The 23,883-nt window shown below is 60.4% G+C and carries 22 protein-coding genes and 1 riboswitch; of the genes, 11 read left to right on the top strand and 11 right to left on the bottom strand.

The window, feature by feature from the left end; all coding sequences use genetic code 11:
- Window positions 1-103 precede the first annotated feature (103 nt).
- A complete protein-coding gene (locus CRN80_RS11060; RefSeq protein WP_098950148.1) occupies window positions 104-1,339 on the top strand; it encodes a sodium:proton antiporter in 1,236 nt (411 codons plus the stop codon).
- On the opposite strand, the gene CRN80_RS11055 is transcribed toward CRN80_RS11060, so the two are convergent.
- Window positions 1,323-2,198, bottom strand: a complete 876-nt coding sequence (locus CRN80_RS11055; RefSeq protein WP_098950147.1) for a LysR family transcriptional regulator — start codon at window positions 2,196-2,198, stop codon at window positions 1,323-1,325. The genes CRN80_RS11060 and CRN80_RS11055 overlap by 17 nt on opposite strands.
- Window positions 2,199-2,290: 92 nt before the next feature.
- Here CRN80_RS11055 and CRN80_RS11050 point away from each other — a divergent pair, with 92 nt between their 5' ends.
- Both CRN80_RS11050 and CRN80_RS11045 read left to right on the top strand, forming a co-directional pair.
- Window positions 2,291-2,704 carry a VOC family protein gene (locus CRN80_RS11050; RefSeq protein ID WP_098950146.1) on the top strand — a complete coding sequence of 138 codons (414 nt, stop codon included), beginning with the start codon at window positions 2,291-2,293 and terminating at the stop codon, window positions 2,702-2,704.
- A 34-nt stretch (window positions 2,705-2,738) separates the two neighbouring features.
- Window positions 2,739-4,028: a cation:dicarboxylate symporter family transporter gene (locus CRN80_RS11045; protein WP_256588830.1), complete on the top strand. Its 1,290-nt coding sequence runs from the start codon at window positions 2,739-2,741 to the stop codon at window positions 4,026-4,028.
- Between the two features lie 19 nt (window positions 4,029-4,047).
- On the opposite strand, the gene CRN80_RS11040 is transcribed toward CRN80_RS11045, so the two are convergent.
- From CRN80_RS11040 to CRN80_RS11030, 3 genes are all read right to left on the bottom strand, one after another.
- Window positions 4,048-4,938 (bottom strand): formate/nitrite transporter family protein, encoded by an 891-nt coding sequence (locus CRN80_RS11040; RefSeq protein WP_032894799.1) that lies wholly within the window; start codon window positions 4,936-4,938, stop codon window positions 4,048-4,050.
- A gap of 71 nt (window positions 4,939-5,009) precedes the next feature.
- Window positions 5,010-6,929: a patatin-like phospholipase family protein gene (locus tag CRN80_RS11035; protein ID WP_098950145.1), complete on the bottom strand. Its 1,920-nt coding sequence runs from the start codon at window positions 6,927-6,929 to the stop codon at window positions 5,010-5,012.
- Window positions 6,930-7,029: 100 nt separating this feature from the next.
- Complete coding sequence (locus tag CRN80_RS11030) at window positions 7,030-7,434, bottom strand: acyl-CoA thioesterase (RefSeq protein ID WP_003194988.1); 405 nt, start codon at window positions 7,432-7,434, stop codon at window positions 7,030-7,032.
- A gap of 198 nt (window positions 7,435-7,632) precedes the next feature.
- Window positions 7,633-7,739: riboswitch (S-adenosyl-L-homocysteine riboswitch) on the top strand.
- Between the two features lie 21 nt (window positions 7,740-7,760).
- Between CRN80_RS11030 and ahcY the strand changes: the two genes are divergently transcribed.
- From ahcY to CRN80_RS11005, 5 genes are all read left to right on the top strand, one after another.
- Window positions 7,761-9,170, top strand: a complete 1,410-nt coding sequence (gene ahcY, locus CRN80_RS11025; RefSeq protein ID WP_003194990.1) for an adenosylhomocysteinase — start codon at window positions 7,761-7,763, stop codon at window positions 9,168-9,170.
- Between the two features lie 172 nt (window positions 9,171-9,342).
- Window positions 9,343-10,188, top strand: a complete 846-nt coding sequence (gene metF / locus CRN80_RS11020; protein ID WP_098950144.1) for a methylenetetrahydrofolate reductase [NAD(P)H] — start codon at window positions 9,343-9,345, stop codon at window positions 10,186-10,188.
- 79 nt (window positions 10,189-10,267) lie between these two features.
- Entirely contained in the window at window positions 10,268-11,350 is a 1,083-nt protein-coding gene (locus CRN80_RS11015) for a hypothetical protein (protein ID WP_032894791.1), read from the top strand.
- 63 nt (window positions 11,351-11,413) lie between these two features.
- Window positions 11,414-12,217: an ABC transporter substrate-binding protein gene (locus CRN80_RS11010; protein WP_098950143.1), complete on the top strand. Its 804-nt coding sequence runs from the start codon at window positions 11,414-11,416 to the stop codon at window positions 12,215-12,217.
- 222 nt (window positions 12,218-12,439) lie between these two features.
- Window positions 12,440-14,317: a DEAD/DEAH box helicase gene (locus CRN80_RS11005; RefSeq protein WP_044271888.1), complete on the top strand. Its 1,878-nt coding sequence runs from the start codon at window positions 12,440-12,442 to the stop codon at window positions 14,315-14,317.
- A gap of 187 nt (window positions 14,318-14,504) precedes the next feature.
- Here the strand turns inward: CRN80_RS11005 and CRN80_RS11000 are convergent, their stop codons facing one another.
- Complete coding sequence (locus tag CRN80_RS11000; protein WP_032894782.1) at window positions 14,505-15,083, bottom strand: YceI family protein; 579 nt, start codon at window positions 15,081-15,083, stop codon at window positions 14,505-14,507.
- 32 nt (window positions 15,084-15,115) lie between these two features.
- Window positions 15,116-15,667, bottom strand: a complete 552-nt coding sequence (locus CRN80_RS10995; protein ID WP_032894779.1) for a cytochrome b — start codon at window positions 15,665-15,667, stop codon at window positions 15,116-15,118.
- Window positions 15,668-15,939: 272 nt separating this feature from the next.
- Between CRN80_RS10995 and CRN80_RS10990 the strand changes: the two genes are divergently transcribed.
- On the top strand, window positions 15,940-17,346 hold the full coding sequence (locus tag CRN80_RS10990; protein ID WP_032894777.1) for an adenosylmethionine--8-amino-7-oxononanoate transaminase: 1,407 nt from the start codon (window positions 15,940-15,942) through the stop codon (window positions 17,344-17,346).
- A 137-nt stretch (window positions 17,347-17,483) separates the two neighbouring features.
- Window positions 17,484-18,203: a 16S rRNA (uracil(1498)-N(3))-methyltransferase gene (locus CRN80_RS10985; protein ID WP_032894775.1), complete on the top strand. Its 720-nt coding sequence runs from the start codon at window positions 17,484-17,486 to the stop codon at window positions 18,201-18,203.
- Window positions 18,204-18,338: 135 nt separating this feature from the next.
- Here the strand turns inward: CRN80_RS10985 and CRN80_RS10980 are convergent, their stop codons facing one another.
- From CRN80_RS10980 to CRN80_RS10965, 4 genes are all read right to left on the bottom strand, one after another.
- Window positions 18,339-19,241 (bottom strand): transporter substrate-binding domain-containing protein, encoded by a 903-nt coding sequence (locus CRN80_RS10980; RefSeq protein ID WP_098950142.1) that lies wholly within the window; start codon window positions 19,239-19,241, stop codon window positions 18,339-18,341.
- Between the two features lie 25 nt (window positions 19,242-19,266).
- Window positions 19,267-19,617 carry a RidA family protein gene (locus CRN80_RS10975; protein ID WP_044271895.1) on the bottom strand — a complete coding sequence of 117 codons (351 nt, stop codon included), beginning with the start codon at window positions 19,615-19,617 and terminating at the stop codon, window positions 19,267-19,269.
- A gap of 10 nt (window positions 19,618-19,627) precedes the next feature.
- Window positions 19,628-20,869 carry a D-amino acid dehydrogenase gene (locus CRN80_RS10970; protein WP_098950141.1) on the bottom strand — a complete coding sequence of 414 codons (1,242 nt, stop codon included), beginning with the start codon at window positions 20,867-20,869 and terminating at the stop codon, window positions 19,628-19,630.
- A 118-nt stretch (window positions 20,870-20,987) separates the two neighbouring features.
- The gene (locus tag CRN80_RS10965; RefSeq protein WP_098950140.1) at window positions 20,988-22,229 is read right to left on the bottom strand and encodes a D-amino acid dehydrogenase; all 1,242 of its coding nucleotides are present in this window, start codon (window positions 22,227-22,229) and stop codon (window positions 20,988-20,990) included.
- 104 nt (window positions 22,230-22,333) lie between these two features.
- Here CRN80_RS10965 and CRN80_RS10960 point away from each other — a divergent pair, with 104 nt between their 5' ends.
- Entirely contained in the window at window positions 22,334-23,257 is a 924-nt protein-coding gene (locus CRN80_RS10960; protein WP_098950139.1) for a LysR family transcriptional regulator, read from the top strand.
- On the opposite strand, the gene CRN80_RS10955 is transcribed toward CRN80_RS10960, so the two are convergent.
- Window positions 23,238-23,855, bottom strand: coding sequence for a hemolysin III family protein (locus CRN80_RS10955; RefSeq protein ID WP_098950138.1), 618 nt, complete (start codon window positions 23,853-23,855; stop codon window positions 23,238-23,240). The genes CRN80_RS10960 and CRN80_RS10955 overlap by 20 nt on opposite strands.
- Window positions 23,856-23,883 lie beyond the last annotated feature (28 nt).

Below are 23,883 nucleotides of genomic sequence, written 5' to 3'. Positions count from 1 at the left end.
CCGAACCTCCTTAATTGATACGTCATGTAACAGCACCTGTTTATACTAACCACCGATTCGACGCACCCCGTGCGCCTATATTTCCCTGCTCCAAGGACCCCGGATGCTTGAACTTGTCGCCGCCTTCATCTGCCTCACCACCCTGCTCACTTATGTGAACTTCCGCTTTATCGGCCTGCCGCCCACCATCGGCGTGATGGTCACTGCACTGCTGTTCTCGCTGATCCTGCAAGGCCTGAGCGTGCTCGGCTACCCAGGTTTAGAGGAACGCGTCCAACAGCTGATCGGCCAGATCGACTTTGGCGATTTGCTGATGAACTGGATGCTGTCGTTCCTGCTGTTCGCCGGCGCCTTGCACGTCAACTTGAACGACCTGCGCAGCTACCGCTGGCCCATCGGCCTGCTGGCAACCTTTGGCGTGTTGATCGCCACCGTGGTGATCGGCAGCCTGGCGTACTACATCTTCGCCCTGTTTGGCTGGCACGTGAGTTTCCTTTACTGCCTGCTATTCGGCGCGCTGATCTCCCCCACCGACCCCATTGCGGTGCTCGGCGTGCTGCGGACCGCCAATGCCTCCAAACCGCTGAAAACCACCATCGTCGGCGAGTCGCTGTTCAATGACGGCACCGCCGTGGTGGTGTTTACCGTGCTGCTGGGCATCGCGCAGTTGGGTGAAACGCCCACCGTCGGCGCCACGGCCATGCTGTTTGCCCACGAAGCCATTGGCGGCGTGCTGTTTGGCGGGCTGATCGGCTACCTCGTGTACCTGATGATCAAGAGCATCGAACAGCACCAGATCGAAGTCATGCTGACCCTCGCCCTGGTGATCGGCGGCTCGGCCATGGCTTCGGAACTGCATGTGTCCGCACCGATTGCGATGGTGGTCGCGGGGCTGATCATCGGCAACCTGGGGCGCAAGCTGGCGATGAACGACATGACGCGTCGCTATCTGGATGGTTTCTGGGAACTGCTCGATGACATGCTCAACGCGCTGCTGTTTGCGCTGATCGGCATGGAGCTGCTGCTATTGCCATTCAACTGGCTGCACGTGTTCGCGGCCAGCCTGCTGGCGGTGGCGATCCTGCTCTCGCGCCTGCTGACCGTGGCCCCGGCGATCCTGTTGCTGCGCCGTTGGCGCTCGGTGCCACGCGGCACAATCCGCATCCTCACCTGGGGCGGCCTGCGTGGCGGCGTCTCGGTGGCACTGGCCTTGGCCCTGCCCTTGGGCCCGGAGCGCGACTTGTTGCTGAGCATCACCTACATCGTGGTGCTGTCTTCGATCCTGTTGCAGGGGTTGACGATTGGTCGCGTTGTCAGCCGTGTCACTGCGCCGCAGTAACCGCGCCGCGCAACACGTCAAGCAGATGCCGCATCGCCAACGGGCGGCGCGGTGTCGAGCTGTACATGACCACCATCTCGCGTGCATAGCACAGCCGGTCGCCGGCCGGTAACACACGGATGCCGTTGCAGGGCATGCCCGCCCACTGCGGCACCAGCGATACCCCCATCCCCTGGGCGACCAGCATCAGGATAGTTTCCAGCGCATCCAGCTCACATAACACCTCGGGCTCAAAGGACTGTTCATCGAGAAAGCGCTGGGCGATCTGCCCACCCCAGGAGCGAGCGTCATAGCGGATAAACGGGCGTTCGCCTAACAAGGCTGCCAGTGACTGCGCCCCCCACTCGGCGGGCGCAATCAGAATCAAGGGTTCGGCACGCAGCAAAGCCATCGACAAGGCTTTGGGCGGTTGAAAGGGCGGTCGCACCAGTATCGCTGCATCCAATTCCTGGTTGAGCAACTTCTCATAGAGGCTTCTGGAATCGCCGGGTGTGATCTTCAGCCGCAGCTTGGGTGCCGACACTGTCAGCCGCTCGATCAGTCCGGGCAAGATGCCGGTCAGCGCCGTGGAAATGGCCCCGATTTTAATCTCCCCCGATAACTCGTCCTGGCTCAGGTGCTCCTGCAACTGGCGCGCCTGTTCAATGACGGCCTGGATTCTGGGCAAAAGCAGCAAGCATTGGTCCGAAGGCCACGCGGCATGTGCGGTGCGCATGAGCAGCGTACAACCCAGCGTGCGCTCAAGCGCCTTGACCCGCTGGCTGATCGCCGCCGCACTGCGGTTTTCACGCCGTGCAGCAGCGGCTATGGACCCGGTTTCAATGACAGCGACCAGGCTCCTCAGGAATCGAACATCCATAAGTTTTCCTTTCGCTCAGACCAAGGCAAACCCGTTTTACCCTGGCGGCACCGCCTGTTTAACCTGACAGCTCACCATCTGGAGAGCCAGCCATGAACAGACCCTTCCACGCTGCATACCATGTTTATGACTTAGACGAGGCGCGCATTTTTTATCGAGATGTTTTGGGTTGCACCGAGGGCCGGTGCAGCGCGACCTGGATCGACTTCGACTTTTTCGGCAATCAACTTTCACTGCACCTGGGTACGCCCTTCCCCACTACACGTACCGGCCTGGTCGGTGAGCACCGGGTACTGATGCCGCACCTGGGCGTGGTGTTGCCACTTGATGAGTGGTTAACGCTTGCCGAGCGCCTCACCCGCCGGGGCACACGCTTCGAGATCCCACCCGTGACGCGCTTTGCCGGCGAACCGGGCGAGCAGCGCACGATGTTTTTCCTCGACCCCAGCGGTAATCCCATAGAAGTGAAAGGGTTCAAGCACTTCGAAGGGTTGTTCGCCCAGTAAATTCCTGACCACCACAACAATAAGGGCCACCCCCATGACCGTCAGAAAACCCACCAGCCTCATCACCCGCATCATGATCGGCCTGGTTGCCGGGATAATCGTCGGCATCCTGCTCAACCAATTTCCCGAGCAAAAAGCCTGGTTCATCGACAACCTGCTGCAACCGGCGGGCGACCTGTTCATCAAGCTGATGAAGATGATCGTCGTGCCGCTCGTCTTCGCCTGCATGACCGTCGGCATCGCCGGCATGGGCAACCCGGCTGCCCTGGGTCGCGTCGGCCTGAAGACCTTCGTGTACTTCTTCACCATCACCAGCATCGCCATCGTCTTCGGCCTGCTGGTTGGCAATGTGGTGCAGCCGGGGTCGGGCGCCGAATTCGGCAGCACGCTGCAGGCACCGGCCACGGGGCTGGCCTCCAGTGGCAGCCCGCAGAACCTGGGCCAGATACTGCTGGCGATCGTGCCGGACAACATCGTCCTGGCCATGTCGCAGGGCAAGCTGCTGTCGGTGCTGTTTTTCGCGATTCTGTTCGGTTGTGCCTTGTCGTTGCTGCCCGAGGAGCGCAAAGCGCCGTTGATCAGCGTGATGCAGGGCGTCTCCGACACCATGTTCAAAGTCACCCACTTGGTTATGCATTACTCGCCGATAGGTATTTTCGGGCTGATCGCGGTCACCGTCGCCAGCTTTGGCCTCAGCGCGTTGCTGCCACTGGCCAAACTGATCGGCACCACCTATGTCGCGGTGCTCTTGTTTGCCCTGTGTGTATTGGGGGCAGTGGCACGCCTGGCCGGCGTCGGCTTTTTTCACCTGCTGCGAGAAATACGCAGTGAACTGTTACTGGCCTTCAGCAGCGCCGCCTCGGCGACGGTCATGCCTCAACTGATCGAGAAGATGGAGCGTTATGGCGCGCCTCGGCCCATTACCAGCATGGTGATCCCGCTGGGTTACTCGTTCAACCTGGATGGCGCATCGCTGTTTGCCGCACTGGGCACGCTGTTCATCGCCCAGGCGTATGGCATCGACTTGAGCCTGGCGGATCAAGGCATGCTGGTCTTGATCATGGTGCTGACATCAAAGGGCGCGGCAGGCGTGCCAGGCTTCATGTTCATCATCCTGACCGCGACCTTGACCGCCGCAGGGCTGCCGGTGGAAGGCGTGGCGATCATCGCAGGCATCTATCGGCTGATGGATATGCCCGTCACCGCACTGAACGTACTGGGCAACGCATTGGCACCCTTGGTCATCGCACGCTGGGAAGGCCAGCTCAAGGCACCCGACAGCACGCCGGCCTCCGAGCCTCCCAGCGTGCCATTCAAGGCCTGACGCGGCAGCCAGGGTGATGTCAGGCTTTGTCCTTATCCTGACGGGGCTTGGCCCGCGTATGAGATTGAGTAACAGCAGGCACGGACGCCTCGCTGCGAACCTGGGCATGGCTGATCAACGCAAAGATGAAACTACCACCGATGATGTTGCCGGCCAGGGTCGGCCCGGCGAAGACCAGCCAGAAATCCTTCCACGGCAACTCGCCGGCAAACACCAGATAGGACACTTCGGCCGAACCGACGACGATATGGGTGAAGTCCCCCAGCGCCATGAAGTAGGTGATCAGAATGATGATCCACACCTTGGCACTCTCCATCGACGGGATCATCCAGACCATGGTGGCGATCATCCAACCGGAGACGATGCCCTTGGCAAACATCTGCGCAGGGTCGTTCTCCATGACCTTGCGCCCGATCTCGAGGAAGGCAAGGTCAGTCTTGGTATCGAAGATCGGCAGGTGCAGCATCACGTAGGCCACCAGTAAGGTGCCACACAGGTTACCCACCAACACCACCGTCCACAGCCGCAACAAGCGCGCGGCATTGGCCAGGGTCGGCTTGCTCATCACCGGCAGCACGGCGGTCAGGGTGTTTTCGGTAAACAATTGCTGACGGGCAAGAATTACTGCGAGAAAGCCTGCGCAATAGCCAAAGCTGGCGATCACCTTGAATTCCTCACCATCCGGCAGGCGCGAATTGAGCAGGCCCATGCCCATCAGCGACAGGCCCATGGTCAAGCCGGCAGCCAGCGCCGACCACCACAACGCGGCCACATTGCGCTCCAGCTCCTGATCGCCTTGGGTGCGGATAATTTCGTGTAATACAGCCGCGCGAGGCGGCTGGTTGTCATCAACGTCCTGCTGCTCTTCCTGCGACAGGTTGGGGGTCTTGCCGTCTGCTTGAGTGGCCATGATGTACCAGAGTCCAAGGGGTGCCTGTAGCTACGACACGCCGCGACGATGGCTGTTCAGTGGCACCGCAACTAAACCGGAATACGCCAGGCCTTGGCCTGCTCCACGGTGGTAGAGCTCAAGGGTTTACCCCACGGTTTATTGCGCGCCCGGTAGTGTTTGACGATGCCATCAAGCACACGGTTAAACTCCGCTGGCGTCGTCGCCTCGCCCAAATCACGCACCGCGCGTTGCAATAACTCGACGTTGGCAGCCGGCTGACCAGGGCGGTATAGCGAGGGATAAATGACTTCGCGGATAAAATTCGCTGCCTTCACCCCGATATCGCGTTTTTGCATTTCAGTGACGGCGCTGCTCAACACCTTGGACAGGCCAGAGCCATTGCCCGTCCCGCGTTTGGCGCCCACCTGCAGCAGTTGCTGAAAATTACGCTGGCCTGGCGCATTCAGGCGCTTGCCCAGCCAGTCGATATCCTCGGGTCTACGGGCGAGGGCGTCCAGATTGCGCAGCGCCGAGGCTATTTTTGGCGTCATCACCAGCGACGTGTCGGATTGATTCGCTTCGGCAATCGCACTGTCCAACGCCTTTAACGCCTGTTGTGCGTCTTTGCGAAAACGCAACGCCTCGGCGCCGGCCGGGTCCTTTTGCAGTTCGTCCTGCACGCTGGCGAGCATTTGATCATCCATCGCCATCACGGCATCGTTCAGCGAGGGGAATTCATGGCGCTCGCGCTCCAGCTCACGTTTTTGCAGATGCCCTGACACCGCCTGGCGGGCCTGGGCCTGCAAATGCTGTTTCTGCTCGCAGGTCATGGTGAAGTTGACGGTGCCACCGAGCAGGCCGCGATAGTCGCCTTTATCGGAGTTCAACGGCAACGTTACGGTTTGCTCCGAATACGCTTTGAGCCGGTCATCCTGATAGCTTTCAGCGGCGGTGTGTGGCGTGCCGGTGAACGTGTCGGTCAGATAGCTGAAAAAACCACCGCTTTGGGGGGGCGCTGATGGTTTGTCAGACTCGAACTTGACGATCAGGGCTTCGTCCTTGCCCAGGGGGCTTTGCGGGAAAGAACGCTCAATAATGCCTGGCGCCGGGGTATTGAGGAGCAAACCACCGTCCTGAAACGCCGTGACCTCTGAAGCAGCCTGAAACCCGTGGCCCTGTTCGGAAGGGCTCTTGAACAACCCAGGCAGCGCCCCCGAAATAAGCGCGGCGCGGGCGATATCCATATCCGGTGTGAGGCTGGCATTGAACACCACCAACTGCGGGCGACCGTCGAACATGCCCGTGCCGGTAATGTTCAGTTGCTTGATCGCCGGAATATGCCGGCTCAAGATCTCCAAGTCGCGAAAAGTGGGGCCACCGCCAGCGCTGAGCCGTTCGGCAATTGCGGTGACTTCCGGGGGGCGGTTGGCTGCGGGCATACCCGCGATATGGGCGAGAACAGACTTACGTGATTCATTACGAATCAAGTCTTCCAGCGGCTGCCCCTCGGTTTGCAGGCGCGGCAGCAACGTCAGCAGCAGTTGAGAGATATTACCCGCCGGCCCTGGCACTTTCCCGACGAGTTTGCCGATCTGGGAACTGGCCTCCTGCAACCACGCCGTGACCGGGTCTTTGCTATTGAGCAGGCTGGGCAGGTCAAGGTTATTCGACAGTTGCGTAAAGGCCTTGGCATCCATGCCGCTGGCGAGTAGCGCTGCCGAAATAGCGCCGGCAGAAGAGCCGGAAACCACTTTGACGCCTTTGAGCTTATCGGCCTCTTCAAGCGCCTGCACCATCCCTGGAAAGGCGATGCCCTTGGCGCCACCGCCACTGAGCACCAAGTGAGCAGGCGGCGGCGGTGACAGCACCACCTCCACCCGCCCGTCACTGTGACGATAAATACTCAGGTTGCGCTCGCCCACACCTTTGACCAGAGGCGTCTTTACGTCCTGGCCGGTGGTCTGAGGCTGAGGGGGCTGATTCTGTACAACAGAACTGGAGACTTTCATACACGAGGCTCTCTCTACAGGGTGTAGGCCTGAGTGATGAGAGAGCCTCGGATAGATCCATGTGGAATGATTTGGTCACGCAAATCACGCCACGTAGGTGTTACTCGGGAAGACTGTCGTCCTTGAACTGGTCCTTCACGTACTTGATCTCGGTGCGGCCGTGGGGTGCCGGCAAACCGTCTTCGCCCAGGTTGACGAAGACCATTTTTTCCACGGTCAGGATGCTTTTGCGCGTGATCTTGTTGCGCACTTCACAGGTCAGGGTGATGGAGGTGCGGCCGAACTCGGTGGCGGTGATGCCCAGTTCGATGATGTCGCCCTGGCGCGAGGCGCTGACAAAGTTGATTTCCGAGATGTACTTGGTGACCACGCGCTGGTTGCCGAGTTGGACAATCGCGTAGATCGCCGCTTCTTCGTCGATCCAGCGCAGCAAGCTGCCGCCGAACAGCGTGCCGTTGGGGTTGAGGTCTTCGGGTTTTACCCATTTGCGGGTGTGGAAGTTCATGATCACTCCAAAGCGTCTTGCCAAATGATGGGCAACATCATGGCAGAGCCAGGGCCCAAGCTCTATGAGCCATTAGCTATCAGGCCCATGCGCGATCTTCATGCCGCCGACAGAAAGGCTTGGGAAGTGCCGCTTACACGGCTATAATCGCCTCCGTTTCAAAACGGTCATCTTCGATTGATACCGTTCTCCCGCCACCTGTCCGAGGGGCGCTGCAGCAGGTTCAACCTGTCAGGCTCGGATGGGGCGTTGTCCGGCCTGGTTGCCCTGGCCTGATACTAAACGCACAACGGCGCCCATTCGCACCCTACGAATGGAGGCTCTCTATGAGCGCTGTAATGACGCCTGCTGATTTCAATGACTACAAAGTCGCCGATATGTCCCTGGCTGCCTGGGGCCGTCGCGAAACCTTTATCGCCGAATCCGAAATGCCAGCCCTGATGGGCCTGCGTCGCAAGTACGCCGCTGAGCAGCCGCTCAAGGGTGCGAAGATCCTCGGCTGCATCCACATGACCATCCAGACTGCCGTGCTGATCGAAACCCTGGTTGCCCTGGGTGCCGAAGTGCGTTGGTCGTCCTGCAACATCTTCTCGACTCAAGACCAGGCCGCCGCCGCTATCGCTGCTGCCGGTATCCCGGTATTTGCCTGGAAAGGCGAGACCGAAGAAGAGTACGAGTGGTGCCTTGAGCAAACCATCCTCAAAGATGGCGCGCCTTGGGATGCCAACATGATCCTTGACGACGGCGGCGACCTCACCGAGCTGCTGCACAAGAAGTACCCGCAAATCCTCGACCGCGTCCACGGCGTGACCGAAGAGACCACCACCGGCGTACACCGCCTGCTGGACATGCTGGCCAAGGGCGAGCTGAAAATCCCGGCCATCAACGTCAACGACTCGGTGACCAAGAGCAAGAACGACAACAAGTACGGCTGCCGTCACAGCCTGAACGATGCGATCAAGCGCGGCACCGACCACCTGCTGTCGGGCAAGCAAGCCCTGGTAATCGGCTACGGTGACGTGGGCAAGGGTTCGTCCCAGTCGTTGCGTCAGGAAGGCATGATCGTCAAGGTCTCCGAAGTTGACCCGATCTGCGCCATGCAAGCCTGCATGGACGGTTTCGAAGTGGTTTCGCCGTTCATCAACGGCCAGAACGACGGCACCTCCGCCTGCATCGACGCAGCCCTGCTGGGCAAGATCGACCTGATCGTCACCACCACCGGTAACGTGAATGTGTGCGATGCGAACATGCTCAAGGCCCTGAAAAAGCGCGCCGTTGTCTGCAACATCGGTCACTTCGACAACGAAATCGACACCGCTTTCATGCGCAAGAACTGGGCATGGGAAGAAGTGAAGCCGCAGGTACACAAGGTTCACCGTACCGGCGCTGGTGATTTCGACCCGCAGAACGATGACTACCTGATCCTGCTGGCCGAAGGCCGCCTGGTAAACCTGGGCAACGCCACTGGCCACCCAAGCCGCATCATGGATGGCTCGTTCGCCAACCAGGTGCTGGCGCAGATCTTCCTGTTCGAACAAAAGTACGCCGACCTGTCGCCCGCCCAGAAAGCCGAGCGCCTGACCGTGGAAGTACTGCCCAAGAAACTCGACGAAGAAGTGGCCCTGGAAATGGTCCGCGGCTTCGGCGGCGTCGTGACTCAACTGACCAAGACACAGGCCGACTACATCGGCGTGACGGTTGAAGGTCCGTTCAAGCCGCACGCTTACCGCTACTAAGTAACCGGCCCTCTCCTTGCCGCAGAGGGCTTGTGTGGGAGCGGGCTTGCTCGCGAATGCGGTGTGTCAGTTGATGTATAGGGTGACTGACACGCCCCTTTCGCGAGCAAGCCCGCTCCCACATTAAATCGGTGCATGACTTCCGGTATCCAAGTTTCATAGGGTTATTACCATGTCCCAAGACCGTCGCTACAGCTTCGAGTTCTTCCCTACCAAGACCGATGCTGGGCATGAAAAACTGATGGCCACTGCCAAGCAGTTGGCCAGCTTCAGCCCTGACTTCTTCTCCTGCACCTACGGCGCTGGCGGTTCGACCCGTGACCGCACGATCAACACCGTGTTGCAGCTGGAAAGTGAAGTCAAAGTTCCCGCCGCTCCGCACTTGTCGTGCGTGGGCGACAGCAAGGCCGACCTGCGTAGCCTGCTGACCCAATACAAAGCCGCCGGCATCAAGCGCATCGTTGCGCTGCGTGGCGACCTGCCATCGGGTATGGGCATGGCCAGCGGAGAGCTGCGCTACGCCAACGACCTGGTGAGTTTCATCCGCGAAGAAAGCGGTGATCACTTCCATATCGAAGTGGCCGCTTATCCGGAGATGCACCCCCAGGCGCGCAATTTCGAAGACGATTTGCAGAATTTCGTGCGCAAGGCCAATGCCGGCGCCGACAGCGCAATCACCCAGTACTTCTTCAACGCCGACAGCTACTTCTACTTCGTCGAACGTGTACGGGCGATGGGCGTGAACATCCCCATCGTGCCGGGCATCATGCCCATCACCAACTACAGCAAGCTGGCGCGCTTCTCCGACGCCTGCGGCGCCGAGATCCCACGCTGGGTGCGCAAGCAACTGGAAGCCTATGGCGATGACGTCAAAAGCATCCAGGCGTTCGGCGAGCAGGTCATCACCGAGATGTGTGAGCAATTGTTGCAAGGTGGTGCACCAGGGTTGCATTTCTATACCCTGAACCAGGCTGAACCCAGCCTTGCCATCTGGAACAACCTCAAGCTGCCACGTTAACGCTTGACCGGTTGTACCAAGGCCCTCGTTCTGACGAGGGCCTTTGTCGTTTTACGTTACCCACGGAACCCCGCAGTCCATGAATACAGTGCCCCCGACGTCCCGCCCGCAACTGGTTTACCTGGTCTTCGGCGCCGACACCTACCATCAGGAAGCCGTATTCAGCATCGCCAGCGCACTGGCGTTCCTGCAGGACACCCCGGACGCGAACATCGACATCCAGGTATTTAGCGACAACCCCGAGCCCTATCGCCTGCTGCCGGTGCGCGTGCGCCCATTGGACGAGGCCACCCGCAAGCGCTGGAGCGAGCCTCACGGCTATCACTTTCGCACCAAACACGTAGTGCTGCGCCAAGTGCTGCAAGAGTCCCCGGTGGCGCTGCTGATCGACACCGACACTTTCTTCCATCATTCGCCCATGGCCCTGTTCGAACGCGTCCAGCCCGGCACCCTGTTGTGCAACGCCTTCTACACCAAGTACGGCGACAACCACGAAAGCATCCTGTACACCGCCCTGCGCCAGCGCCTGCTGGATATGGGCGTGGCCGACGATGACATGATGACCCTCAACTCCGGCGTCATGGGCCTGACCCAACAGGATGCGCACATCCTCGACCGCTCCATCGAGTTGATGGATGAACTGTTCCCCCATGCCCAAGGCGCCTACACCCTGGAAGAGTTCTGCCTGTCCATCGCCGCCTACCGCACCGTGAAGGTGCGCGAGTGCCCGGACCTGATCCACCATTACTGGAGCCGTAAACAGCTGTTCCGGGCCAAGGTCAAGGCGTGGATCGCCAAGCACGCCAGCGCGCCCACCAGCGCACAAGCCCTGGCCGATACGCGCCAGGTCTCCTCGCACCTGCCGCGCCCGCCGCGTTTGCAGCGTTTGATGTACAAGCTGATCACCCTGCTGTTGCCCAAGCATCAGCAACAGTTCATCCGCGAGATTCTTTACGGCTGCTACGAACACGAAAACGAGTTCGACCAGGCCTGCGGCCCGGTCTGGTGGGACAAAGCCCGACAAAATCAGGAAGAACGCCAGAAGCGCCCGCTTGATGCCCACCAGTTGCAACACTGGTTCGCCAACCCCGTGGTGCGTTTGATTCTGGGTGAACGCCGCGCCGCGATCCAGGAACACCTGTTGAACGCTCCCGCGAAGTAAGACCGCCCGCCAATGCGCGTGCCAGAGCTTCTCTTTCTGTGGGCAGCGTCGTAACCTCAGGGTATGCCCGTCCTCTTCAAGCTGTTCACCGCTGTGCTGTTTTCTTGCCTGAGCCTGGCCGCTCATGGCGAGAAGCTGCGCATTGTCACCGAACCCTGGGCGCCCTATGTCTACGAAGACAACGGCACCATGGCCGGCCTGGATTATGAAACCACCCTGATCGTGTTCCAGCGCCTGGGGGTGGAGGTGCAATGGCAGTTCCTGCCCTGGAAGCGCTGCCTGGCGATGCTCGAGCAGGGCCACGCCGACGGCGCGCTGGATATTTTTCACAGCCAGGAGCGCGACGCCTTGCTGCTCTATCCCAGCGAGCCGTTGTCGGAAGTCGAATTTGTCTTGTTCTATGCCAACGACCGCCCCCACCCCGCCGCCGCCCTCGACGACCTGCGTGGCCTGACGGTTGGCGTTTCCCCCGGCTACCTCTATGGCGACGCGTTCAGTGGGTCCAACACCTTCCAGCGTGAACCTGCGCCCAGCCATGAAGCCAATTTTGGCAAACTCATGCTGGGGCGCGTCGATATGGTGGTGACTGACCGGCGCGTGGGGCACTACGTGATCAAGGCGCTGGGCCTGGAAGGTAAGGTCAGCCAGGCGTCGGTGGTGGTCAGTCGCCAGCAGCAATTTCTTGCGGTACGCCGTGGCGCAGGCATGGACCTGCTGGTGCAACGCTTTGCCGCCGAGCTCAAGCGCTTCAAGCAAGAGCCGGCCTATGCCACCTTGAGTGCTAAATATGGCCGGATGCACGAGCAAACGGCACCCATACCGGCCCCCGAACACGCCGTTGAGCAGCAGGAAAGCAGCGCGCAGTGATTGCTCTGTTATACTGCGGCCTTTCCGCCAGGCTTACGCCCGGCCGCTCGGGTCTTGAAAACGGCACCCAACCCAGCTACTGCGCAGCTTTGCGGCCCGCGCGAGCCGGTGGAGTGCCCGCCAGACGCAGCAGGACCGGACGGGGTTGCGCTCCCCTAAGCGCCATTCACGCCCGGCAAGATTATCCCTTTGGGCCAAGCCCTAACTAAAACAGGATTACTCATGTCCTTTGCTTCCCTCGGTCTCTCCGAGGCTTTAGTCCGCGCCATCGAGGCAGCGGGCTATACCGAGCCTACTCCGGTGCAACAGCGGGCCATTCCCGCCGTGTTGCAAGGTCGCGACCTGATGGTCGCGGCTCAGACAGGTACTGGTAAAACCGGCGGTTTCGCCCTCCCGATCCTGGAGCGGTTGTTTCCCAACGGTCACCCGGACAAATCCCAACGTCACGGCCCGCGTCAACCGCGTGTACTGGTCCTGACCCCAACCCGCGAACTCGCAGCCCAAGTGCACGACAGCTTCAAGCTGTATGCCCGCGACTTGAAGTTCGTCAGCGCCTGCATCTTCGGCGGCGTCGGCATGAACCCACAGGTTCAGGCCATGTCCCGTGGTGTCGACGTGCTGGTAGCCTGCCCGGGTCGCTTGCTCGACCTGTGCGGCCAAGGCAGCGTCGATTTGTCCCACGTGGAAATCCTCGTGCTGGACGAAGCCGACCGCATGCTCGACATGGGCTTTGTCCATGACGTGAAAAAGGTCCTCGCCCGCCTGCCGGCCAAACGTCAGAACCTGCTGTTTTCGGCAACGTTCTCCCAGGACATCACTGCCCTGGCCGGCAAGCTGCTGCACAACCCGGAACGCATCGAAGTCACGCCGCCGAACACCACGGTCGAGCGTATCGAGCAACGCGTGTTCCGCCTGGCCGCCAGCCACAAGCGCTCGCTGCTGGCGCACCTGATCACCCACGGTGCCTGGGAACAGGTGCTGGTGTTCACTCGCACCAAGCACGGCGCCAACCGCCTGGCCGAGTACCTGGACAAGCACGGCCTCACCGCCGTTGCCATCCACGGCAACAAGAGCCAGAACGCACGCACCAAAGCCCTGGCCGACTTCAAGGCCGGGACCGTGCGTATCCTGGTCGCTACCGATATCGCCGCGCGCGGCCTGGATATCGACCAGTTGCCACACGTGGTCAACTTCGAGCTGCCAAACGTCGATGAAGACTATGTGCACCGTATCGGCCGTACGGGCCGTGCCGGTCGTTCGGGCGAGGCCATTTCGTTGGTCGCGCCGGACGAAGAAAAACTGCTGAAAAGCATCGAACGCATGACCAAGCAGAAAATCGCCGACGGCGACCTGATGGGCTTCGATGCCAGCGCCGTGGAGGCCGAGAAGCCAGAAGCGCGCGAACGCCCAGACGTGCGTAACCCACGCAACCCACGCGGCCCCAAAGGCGATGGCCCGAACGGCGGCGGTGGTGGCGGTGGTCGTCGCGACAAAGGCAAGGACAAGGGCAAGGAAAAATCCGCGACCAGCAGCCGTGGCGAACGCCCGGCCCGTGAGCAGAAGCCCCGTGAAGGCACCCCGGCCCGCGAACAGCGCCAGCCGAGCCAGCCACCACGCGCCGCGGCCGACCGTGCCCCGGACGAGTTCCTTGACGACGATATCGATAACTTCGGTAACCGCGTCGACTACGTGCCCCAAGCCAAACCGGCCCAGGGCCGTGGCCGTCGTCCAGGGGCTCCGGCCCAGGGCGCAGGCGCTCCACGTAGCGGCCAGCCACAGGGCGGTCGTCAGAACGCCCCGCGCAACAGCAGCGGCGGCACCACCGGTACCCCGCCTGCCAAGCGCAGCGGCCCGCGTAATGGCGCACCGCGTGACGGCCAGGCCCGTCGCGAAGACTCGCGCAGCAACAACCGCCGCCCAGCCCGTGACGATCAGCCTCGTTCGTCCGAGCCTGCGGTACAAAACCCGCGCGGTGGCCCGGCGCCGAAGATCATCCACAAGGAGTCGAAAGCGGATCGCTTCCCGACACCTGAGCAGTTGGACCAACTGCCAGGCCGTCCTCGTGGTGAGAAACCAGCGCTGCTGACTCGCAACCGCTGATTTTCGAAACGCCATAAAAAATGCCCCGCCTCTTTCGAGGCGGGGCATTTTTTTGGCTTCAACAAAGATCACATGTGGGAGCGGGCTTGCTCGCGAATTCGGCGTGTCAGTCAATGTATCTGGCGACTGACACACCGCCTTCGCGAGCAAGCCCGCTCCCACAAGGGCCCCTATTGCCAGGCAGAAATTACTTCTGCTTCACGCCTTCCAGCGAGATGTCCAAGTCGACAGTCTGCGAAGTCGGGCCTGGGCCTTTCACGCCGAAGTCGTTCAAGTCAATCGTGGTCTTGGCGTTGAAGCCGGCACGTTCGCCGCCCCATGGATCCTTGCCTTCACCGTTGAAGGTGGCCTTGAAGGTCACAGGCTTGGTCACACCGTGGAACGTCAGGTCGCCAGTCACATCAGCTGTCTTTTCGCCAGTGGATTTGACGGCGGTAGACACGAACTTGGCATCGGCAAATTTGGCCACATCGATGAAGTCTTTGCTGGCGATGTGCTTGTCACGTTCTGCGTGGTTGGACCACAGGCTGGCGGTTTTCACGTCGACCGCGATTTTGCTGGCTTCAGGCTTGGCTGCGTCCCAGCTGAAGGTGCCATCCCAGTCCTTGAAGGTACCGTGGATGTAGCTGTAGCCCAGGTGGCTGATTTTCCAATCGATGAAGGCGTGCTGGCCTTCTTTATCGATCTTGTAGTCAGCGGCCATCGCCGAACCTGCGGACAGCAGGGCAGAACCGATTGCCAGCGCAGCGAGTGTTTTTTTCAACATGCTTTCTATTCCTTGTGAGTCGAGGTTGAACATCAGGCTTTGCGTCCCAGCATTCGCGTAAGGGTCGCATCACGATCGATAAAGTGGTGTTTCAGTGCCGCCACGCCGTGCAAGCCGGCGAAGACCACCAACACCCAGGCCAGGTACAGGTGCACCCAACCGGCGGTATCTGCCTGGTCCGGTAGACCGGAAACCACGGCAGGAATTTCAAACAGACCAAACACCGGGATACCGACACCGTCTGCGGTGGAAATCAGGTAACCGGCAATCATCACGGCAAACAGCCCAACATAAAGGAATGCGTGCCCAAATGCGGCACCGATCCGCGTCATGCGGCTATAGCTGGTCAGCGGTGGTGGCGGCGGGCTGACCAGGCGCCAGACGATCCGCACCAGCATGATCGCGAACAGCGTGATGCCAATGCTTTTGTGCAAGTCGGGCGCATCTTTGCGCCAAGCGCTGTAGTAGTCGAGGCCGACCATCCACAAGCCCAAGGCAAACAAACCGAACACCACCAGGGCGACGCCCCAGTGCAGAACCATGCTGACCCAACCATAGCGGGCCGGCGAATTGCGTAGCTGCATGTACTTAATCCCGTAAGAACTGTGCCCAAGACTAGCGCTTTACCTATCGAATTAAAGCGGAAAATTTTGCTTTGAAATATCGAGAAATACGATAAAGAGGCTATGCATAATAAATTAACAAGGGATTAAGACTATTCCCAAGAAACGTGACAGACCGTCCTGCATTTACCGCGAATTTCCCCACAATGGCTTGTGAGCCAAGCCACCATTGCATAGGCTTGCGCGATTGTTTCGCCTGCGCCGGCCGCAGGACCGCTTCGAGGAGATCACCGATGGGCTTGAACAACCAGTGGATGCAACGCGACCTCGCGGTGCTGTGGCATCCCTGCACCCAGATGAAAGACCACCAGCAACTGCCGCTGGTGCCCATCAAACGCGGTGAAGGCGTATGGCTGGAAGACTTCGAAGGCAAGCGCTACCTCGACGCCGTCAGTTCCTGGTGGGTCAACGTATTCGGCCACGCCAACCCGCGTATCAACCAGCGCATCAAGGACCAGGTCGATCAACTGGAGCACGTGATCCTCGCCGGCTTCAGCCATCAGCCGGTGATCGAGCTGTCCGAGCGCCTGGTCGCGATGACGCCCGAAGGGCTGACCCGCTGCTTCTACGCCGACAACGGTTCGTCCTGCATCGAAGTGGCGCTGAAGATGAGCTTTCATTACTGGCTCAACCGCGGCCAGCCGAACAAAAAGCGCTTCGTCACCCTCACCAACAGCTACCACGGCGAAACCATCGCCGCGATGTCGGTGGGCGACGTGCCGCTGTTTACCGAGACCTACAAGGCGCTGCTGCTCGACACGATCAAGGTGCCGAGCCCGGACTGCTACCTGCGCCCCGAAGGCATGAGCTGGGAAGAACATTCGCGCAACATGTTTCTGGCCATGGAACAGACCCTGGCCGAGCACCACGACACCGTCGCTGCCGTGATCGTCGAGCCGCTGATCCAGGGCGCCGGTGGCATGCGCATGTACCACCCGGTGTACCTCAAGCTGCTGCGCGAAGCCTGCGACCGCTATGGCGTGCACTTGATCCACGACGAGATCGCCGTGGGCTTTGGCCGTACCGGCAGCATGTTCGCCTGTGAACAAGCCGGCATCCGCCCGGATTTCCTGTGCCTGTCCAAGGCCCTTACCGGCGGTTACCTGCCGCTGGCCGCCGTGGTCACCACCGAAGAGGTCTACAGCGCCTTCTACGACGACTACCCCACACTGCGTGCCTTCCTGCACTCCCACAGCTACACCGGCAACCCGCTGGCCTGTGCGGCGGCGTTGGCAACGCTGGATATCTTTGAAGAAGACAACGTCATCGAGAACAACAAGGCCCTGGCCCAGCGCATGGCCACCGCCACCGCGCACTTGGTGGATCACCCTCACGTATCCGAAGTGCGCCAGACCGGCATGGTGCTGGCCATCGAGATGGTGCAGGACAAAGCCACCAAGGCCGCCTACCCGTGGCAGGAGCGCCGTGGTTTGAAGGTTTTCGAGCACGCGTTGGAACGTGGTGCATTGTTGCGGCCGCTGGGCAGCGTGGTGTATTTCCTGCCGCCGTATGTGATTACACCCGAACAGATCGACTTTCTGGCCGAGGTGGCCAGCGAAGGCATCGATATCGCCACTAACAGCAAGGTCAGCGTGTCGGTGCCGAAAGATTTTCACCCAGGCTTCCGCGACCCAGGCTGATTGCCCAAATCCTTGTAGGAGCGAGCTTGCTCGCGAAGGCATTCCAGGCGCACCGCTGCGTCGGATGTACATTTTTCGCGAGCAAGAACTAGACGTCCCCCTCGCTCCTACATAAACAACCTCTGCAGAGAACAGACATGAGACTGTCCCGCTTTTTCACCGACACCCCGCTGAGCCTCGGTGATCACGAACTACCCGAAGCCCAGGCGCATTACATCAGCCGTGTGTTGCGCATGACTGAGGGCGATGCCGTGCAATTGTTCGACGGCTCTGGCCAGGAATTTCGTGGCACCTTGCTGGAAGTCGGTAAAAAACGCGTCACCGTGCAACTCACGGAAAGCTTTGCCGGCCAGGCCGAATCTCCCCTGCACATTCACCTCGGCCAGGGCCTGTCCCGGGGCGAGCGTATGGATTGGGCGATCCAGAAGGCCACTGAACTGGGCGTCAACGCGATCACACCGATCTTCAGCGACCGCTGCGAAGTGCGCCTCAAGGATGAACGCGCCGACAAGCGTTTGCTGCACTGGCGCCAGGTAGCAATCAGCGCGTGCGAGCAATGTGGGCGCTCAACGGTGCCGGTGATTCACCCACCGCTCTTGCTGGCAGACTGGCTCAAGCAAACCGAGGCGGACTTGAAGCTGGTGCTGCACCCGGTGGCAGAACCGATGATCAGCCACGCCAAGCCTTCCAGCCTGGCATTCTTGATTGGCCCCGAAGGTGGGCTGACCGACAATGAAGTCGAGACCGCCCAGGGCGCCGGCTACCACGCCGCCCGCCTCGGCCCGCGGGTGTTGCGTACCGAGACAGCGCCTGTAGTCGCGCTGGCAGTCGCCCAGCAACTGTGGGGCGACTTCTAACCTCACCCTGCAAACCCAATCAAATGTGGGAGCTGGCTTGCCTGCGATAGCGGTCTGTCAGTTACAGATTAACTGCCTGAACCACCGCTATCGCAGGCAAGCCAGCTCCCACAGTGTGATCGGGTTATCAACGTTTCACTCCACCGGGTCACTCACCGGCTTGGCGATGATCGCCTTCAACTCGCTGGTCATCGGGAACTCCAGGTTCAAGCCCTTGGGCGGAATCGGCTGCTCGAACCAGCGCTGGTAAATCCCGTTGATCTCTCCCGAGCGGTACAGATCGCCCAGGGTTTCGTTGACCACCGCCAGAAACTGCGAGTCATCCTTGCGCACCATGCAGCTGTAGATTTCCCGTGATTGCTCCTCGCCCACCACCACCCAATGATGCGGGTCCCTGGCCTTGGCGCGCTCGCCGTAGAGCAACGCGTCGTCCATATAGAACGCTACGGCCCGGCCAGTCTCGAGCATCTTGAACGCTTCGCCATGGTCCTTGGCACTGATCACGAACATATTGGCTTTGTGTTCAGCGTTATAACTTTTGAGGAAGCGCTCATTGGTGGTGCCGGCGGTGGTCACCACATTCTTGCCCGCAAGGTCGGCGAAGCCTTTGATCCCGCTGTCCTTGGCCGTCAGCAACTGGCCCTTTACGTAGATAAACCCGTAGGAGAACGCCACCTGTTTCTGCCGTTCAGCCGTCACGCCGGTGGAGCCGCACTCCAAATCCACAGTGCCGTTCTGCACCAGTGGGATGCGGGTTTGGGACGTTACCAGGTTGTACTTCACCTTGAGGTCGCCCACTGCGGTTTTTTGCTGGATGCGTTCGACGATCTTGTTCGCCAGATCCACCGAGTAACCCATCGGTTTGCCACTGCTATCCCCCACGTAGGAAAACGGCACCGACGCATCGCGATAGCCCAGGGTGATGGACTTGGCGCTGGCAATCTTGCTCAAGGTGCCCTCCAGCGGCGCTTCGGTTGCATGCGCCTGTGCGCTCAACAAAAGCCCCAGCGCGCAGCCGGTCAACAGGATTTTTTTCATTGTTATTCTCCGTTGGTCTTTGAGGTTATTTACGTACTGCAATCACGCTGATTTCCACCAGCACATTCGGACGTGCCAGCTCTGCCTGCAGGGTGGTGCGCGTGGGCGCCATGCCTGGCGAGAGCCATGCGGACCAGACTTCATTCATCGGTGCAAAACCGGTACCGATGTCCTTCAGGTAAATCGTCGCGTTGAGTAAATGGTCCTTATCGCTGCCCGCCTCGGCCAGCAGCGTGTCGATCCTGGCCAGCACTTCGCGGGTCTGGGTGGCCACATCCAGGCCGTCGCCGGGGACCTGGCCCGAAAGGAACACCAGGTCCTTGAACGTCACCGCACCGCTGAGTCGTTCGTTGCTATTAATTCGGGTAATGGTCATGGCTGCATCCTCAAGCGGCGCGGGGCGTCAGGCCCTGCATATCAATGGAAGGGGTGCGCTGGTCGATCAACTCGGCCAGCAGTTGGCCGCTACCACAGGCCAAGGTAAAGCCAAGGGCACCGTGCCCCAGGTTCAGCCACAGGTTGCGATAGCGGCTGGCACCAATCAGCGGCACGCCCGTTGGCGTGGCTGGGCGCATGCCAGCCCATTCGACCGCGTGCCGGTAGTCGCCTGCCAGAGGAAATGTCTCTACTGCCTGGCGCTTCATCAATGCCAGACGCGAAGGCTCAAGGCCGGCATCGAATCCCACAATATCCACCATGGCCGCGACCCGCAGTTGCTCACCTAAGCGCGCGTAGACGATCTTGCGGTCGTAGTCGGTGATGCTCACGTTCGGCGCCTGGTGTTGCGGGCCAATCGGCACGCTCAGGCTGTAGCCCTTGAGCGGATATACGGGCAGTGACAGCCCCGGCAGTGCCAACTCAGCGCTGCGATAACCCGCCGCGAGGACCAACTGCTCGACCGGCATTACCTCGTCACCCAGTTCGATGGCCTGTACCGCACCGCCAGCATGGCGCAACCCGGTGACCTTGCGCCCGAGCAAGAACCGGCAACGCCCCGACGCGTCAAGACGGGCCGCCAACTGCCGGCAAAAAGCGTGGCAATCCCCCACCTCCTCATTCGGCGTATAGATGCCGCCGACAAAGCCGCCGTCCGCCAATGCGGGCTCCAAACGAGCGCACTCAACAGACGACAACACCTGTTGCTGCAGGAAATTTGCGACCTTGGCGCGCGCATGTTCAAAGGTGCTGGCGCTGCGAAACATCACCAGCTTGCCATTGCGCCGCCAGTCGAAGCCGCCCAGGCGATCATCCTCGCGCCACTGCTGTAACGTGCTCTGGCTCAGGGTAGCCAGGCGCAGAAGATGGGCACCGTTACGCCGGTTGACCGAACCCCGGCACGCGCCGATAAAGGCCGCCATCCAGCGCCACTGCTGGGGGTCGAGGCGGGGGCGAAGCTTCAAGGGCGAGTCACCGCGCAACAGCCAGCCTATCGCCTGCAACGGCACGCCGGAATCAGCCAGCGGTGCGACATACCGATAGGACAACTGCCCGCCATTGGCGAAGCTGGTCTCGCTGCCCAGACTGTCGCGCGCATCGATTACCGTCACTTCATGGCCGGCTCGTACCAGCGCATAAGCACTCGCCAAGCCGATGACACCGCCGCCAATGATGCAAACCTGCCTGGCCATCCCAGCCCCCAGCTGTTGATTAAGAGGGCTCAGCGTAGGGGCATCAGGCATACAGCCGGAAATGAATAAAGAAAGGCAGCCCATAACCGAAGGTTATAGGCTTAGGTTTGCATATAGATCATGCCACTTTGGGAAGAAACGCCCGCGTATCGATAGACGTTGACTGTGCGTCAATCATTTCGGCCAATACTTGCCCACTGCCACACGCGAGGGTGAACCCCAGGGCACCATGGCCAAGGTTGAGCCAAAGATTGCGATACGCCGTGACGCCAATCAGCGGTAGGCCCGTGGGCGTAGCCGGGCGCATACCCGCCCATTCAACAGCGGCGTCATAGTTCCCAGCCATAGGAAAAGTCTGGCGGGCCAGGCGCTTTATGACCGCCAGCCGCTTGGGCGCCGGAGCACTGTTGAACCCGACGATGTCGACCATTGCCGCGATGCGCAATTGCTCACCGATACGGGCATAGACGGTACGGCGATCATAGTCGGTAACATTGATGTTCAACGCCGTATGCTGCTCTTCGATCGGCACGGTAAGGCTATAGCCTTTGAGCGGATACAACGGCAAATGCAGGGCCGGCAAGCACAGGCTTTGGCTGTTATGTCCGGCGGCCAGTACCAGGTTATCCACCGGCAACACCTCATCCTGCAACTCAAGGGCTACCACCGAACCAAAGGCCTCGTGGATCTTCAATACCTTGCACCCGAGCATGAATCGGCATCGTCCGGAGGCTTGGAGATGATCGGTCAGGCGCTGGCAAAACCCGTGGCAATCAGCCGCTTCTTCGGTAGGGTTGTAAATGCCACCGATGAACGTGCCCGGGCTCAATGAGGGCTCCAACCGTCGACAGTCCTCAGCCGACAATACTTGCTGCTGTAAAGGGGCGCTCAATTTACGGCGGGCCTGGGCAAAACTCTCGGAGGAGCGAAAGGTCAGCAGCTTGCCGTTACGCTGCCAGTTGAACCCTTCGAGCTTATCCTCATGACGCCAGCTTTCCAGCGTCTGCTGACTCAGGGCCGCCAAGCGCAGGAGGTGTTCAGAGTTGGTGTGGTTGACCGAGGAGCGGCAGGCGCCCAGAAAAGACGTCAGCCAGCGCCACTGCAGCGGGTCCATGCGCGGCCTGAGTTTAACCGGCGACTCGCCCCGCAGTAGCCAGCCGAGCGCCTTAAGTGGGATGCCAGCATCCGCCAGTGGCGTGACATACCGATAGGAAAGTTGGCCCCCGTTGGCGAAGCTGGTGGCGCTCCCCAGGGTTTTCTGCCCCTCGATCAGCGTGACGTCCATACCCGCACGCACCAGCGCGTACGCACTCGTCAGGCCAATGACGCCCCCACCGATGATACAAACCTGCTTTGCCAAAGTGTCACCTCACACGTCACGAAACTAAATCGAGACTAAGGGTGAGTGACAACGCTTGCACAATGAATAAAAGTAGGACGTTTATAAACCAAGGTTATGGCTTTATGCGTCTACGTCATATCGAAATCTTCCAGGCGATTCGACAGACCGGCTCCGTCAGCGGCGCCGCGCAATTGCTGCACGTCTCGCAACCAGCAGTGACCAAAGTGCTGCAGCACGCCGAATTGCAACTGGGTTTTCCCTTGTTTTTGCGCGTGCGCGGCAAATTACAACCCACGCCGGAAGCCCTGGCGCTGGAAGGCGAGGTTGAGAAAGTCACCGAGAGTTTGCAAGGCGTAAGGCGCCTAGCCAGAAGCTTGCGCCGCGAACCTGGGCAAAGCATACGCATTGGTGCGATCCCGGCACTGGCACTTTCACTGCTGCCACCGGCGATTCTGGAGTGGACACGCGATTATCCGAACATGGCCTGCGAGCTGTCCAGCGACCACAGCAGCGAACTGATGCAAAAGCTGTTGGTACGCGAAATCGACCTGGCACTGACCCTCAACTTCTCCGGCCATCCAGGGTTGACCTCCCAAGTGCTGGCGAACGGCGCGCTGGTCGCGCTGGCTTCCAAAGGGTTCTGGCCCGAAACCGAGTTGAACCGGCCGTTGCCCTTGGCGGACCTGGCCGATGCGCCGTTGATTGGCCTGTCCAGCGCCGATCCGTTGGCGGCAAAGCTCGCCGGTTACCTGGAGAATGTCGAGCCCGCGCCTCGGGTAACGATCTCGGTACAGACCTACTCCTTGGCCCGCGCCATGGTGGAATCCGGTGCCGGCCTTGCCGTGATCGACCCTTTTACGGCCCTCGGCGCCTCAACGGCCACCACCTGTATCCGCCCGTTCACCCCACCGCTGCCCATCACCCTCTACGCCCTGACCCGCGCCGGTGCGCCACCCCCGCATATGTTCACTCACTTGCTGCAAATATTTGGCAGCCGGGCCCGCGAGTTGCTGGAGCTGCCAGCGCTCAAAGCACGTAATGCATGATCGCCACGAAATGCAGCAGGCTGCCGCCGATTACAAACAGATGCCAGATGCCATGGGAATGGCGCAAGCGATCCTCCAAGGCAAAAAAGATAATGCCTACGGTGTACAGCACCCCACCGGACGCCAACCAGATAAAACCGGCCGTGCCCAGCCCCGCCATCAACGGCTTGACCGCCACCAGGACGATCCAGCCCATTACGGCGTAGATCACGATGGACAGAATCCGCGCCTCCGAGCGCGGCTTGATCTCCTGCAGGATGCCGATCACCGCCAGCCCCCACACAATCCCGAACAGCGTCCAGCCCCACGGCCCGCGCAGGGTCACCAGGCAGAATGGTGTGTAGCTGCCGGCGATCAACAGGTAAATGGAAAAGTGATCGACCTTCTGCATGATCGCTTTTCGCCGGCCCCGTACGCTGTGGTACACCGTTGACGCGCTGTACAGCACCATCAGGGTAAAGCCATAAATCGCCACGCTGACGATCTTCCAGGGGCTGCCGTCCAGGCTCGCCACCACCAACATCCACACGGCGCCAATACAGGCCGCGACTGCACCGAGCAAATGGCTCCAGGCGTTGAATCGTTCCCCGTGGTACATCTGTCACTGACCTCCCGTCACCCTCAAG

It is taken from the genome of Pseudomonas sp. FDAARGOS_380 (assembly GCF_002591235.1).
Taxonomy (GTDB): domain Bacteria; phylum Pseudomonadota; class Gammaproteobacteria; order Pseudomonadales; family Pseudomonadaceae; genus Aquipseudomonas; species Aquipseudomonas salmasensis.
The sequence above is the reverse complement of the archived record's forward strand: the minus strand, read 5'-3'. Positions and strand labels throughout refer to the sequence as shown.

What these genes read in the sequence shown, in the direction of transcription:
- CRN80_RS11060 (WP_098950148.1), top strand. Translation starts at nt 104, where the DNA reads ATGCTTGAACTTGTCGCCGCCTTCATCTGCCTCACCACCCTGCTCACT.
- CRN80_RS11055 (WP_098950147.1), bottom strand. Translation starts at nt 2,198, where the DNA reads ATGGATGTTCGATTCCTGAGGAGCCTGGTCGCTGTCATTGAAACCGGG.
- CRN80_RS11050 (WP_098950146.1), top strand. Translation starts at nt 2,291, where the DNA reads ATGAACAGACCCTTCCACGCTGCATACCATGTTTATGACTTAGACGAG.
- CRN80_RS11045 (WP_256588830.1), top strand. Translation starts at nt 2,739, where the DNA reads ATGACCGTCAGAAAACCCACCAGCCTCATCACCCGCATCATGATCGGC.
- CRN80_RS11040 (WP_032894799.1), bottom strand. Translation starts at nt 4,938, where the DNA reads ATGGCCACTCAAGCAGACGGCAAGACCCCCAACCTGTCGCAGGAAGAG.
- CRN80_RS11035 (WP_098950145.1), bottom strand. Translation starts at nt 6,929, where the DNA reads ATGAAAGTCTCCAGTTCTGTTGTACAGAATCAGCCCCCTCAGCCTCAG.
- CRN80_RS11030 (WP_003194988.1), bottom strand. Translation starts at nt 7,434, where the DNA reads ATGAACTTCCACACCCGCAAATGGGTAAAACCCGAAGACCTCAACCCC.
- ahcY (WP_003194990.1), top strand. Translation starts at nt 7,761, where the DNA reads ATGAGCGCTGTAATGACGCCTGCTGATTTCAATGACTACAAAGTCGCC.
- metF (WP_098950144.1), top strand. Translation starts at nt 9,343, where the DNA reads ATGTCCCAAGACCGTCGCTACAGCTTCGAGTTCTTCCCTACCAAGACC.
- CRN80_RS11015 (WP_032894791.1), top strand. Translation starts at nt 10,268, where the DNA reads ATGAATACAGTGCCCCCGACGTCCCGCCCGCAACTGGTTTACCTGGTC.
- CRN80_RS11010 (WP_098950143.1), top strand. Translation starts at nt 11,414, where the DNA reads ATGCCCGTCCTCTTCAAGCTGTTCACCGCTGTGCTGTTTTCTTGCCTG.
- CRN80_RS11005 (WP_044271888.1), top strand. Translation starts at nt 12,440, where the DNA reads ATGTCCTTTGCTTCCCTCGGTCTCTCCGAGGCTTTAGTCCGCGCCATC.
- CRN80_RS11000 (WP_032894782.1), bottom strand. Translation starts at nt 15,083, where the DNA reads ATGTTGAAAAAAACACTCGCTGCGCTGGCAATCGGTTCTGCCCTGCTG.
- CRN80_RS10995 (WP_032894779.1), bottom strand. Translation starts at nt 15,667, where the DNA reads ATGCAGCTACGCAATTCGCCGGCCCGCTATGGTTGGGTCAGCATGGTT.
- CRN80_RS10990 (WP_032894777.1), top strand. Translation starts at nt 15,940, where the DNA reads ATGGGCTTGAACAACCAGTGGATGCAACGCGACCTCGCGGTGCTGTGG.
- CRN80_RS10985 (WP_032894775.1), top strand. Translation starts at nt 17,484, where the DNA reads ATGAGACTGTCCCGCTTTTTCACCGACACCCCGCTGAGCCTCGGTGAT.
- CRN80_RS10980 (WP_098950142.1), bottom strand. Translation starts at nt 19,241, where the DNA reads ATGAAAAAAATCCTGTTGACCGGCTGCGCGCTGGGGCTTTTGTTGAGC.
- CRN80_RS10975 (WP_044271895.1), bottom strand. Translation starts at nt 19,617, where the DNA reads ATGACCATTACCCGAATTAATAGCAACGAACGACTCAGCGGTGCGGTG.
- CRN80_RS10970 (WP_098950141.1), bottom strand. Translation starts at nt 20,869, where the DNA reads ATGGCCAGGCAGGTTTGCATCATTGGCGGCGGTGTCATCGGCTTGGCG.
- CRN80_RS10960 (WP_098950139.1), top strand. Translation starts at nt 22,334, where the DNA reads ATGCGTCTACGTCATATCGAAATCTTCCAGGCGATTCGACAGACCGGC.
- CRN80_RS10955 (WP_098950138.1), bottom strand. Translation starts at nt 23,855, where the DNA reads ATGTACCACGGGGAACGATTCAACGCCTGGAGCCATTTGCTCGGTGCA.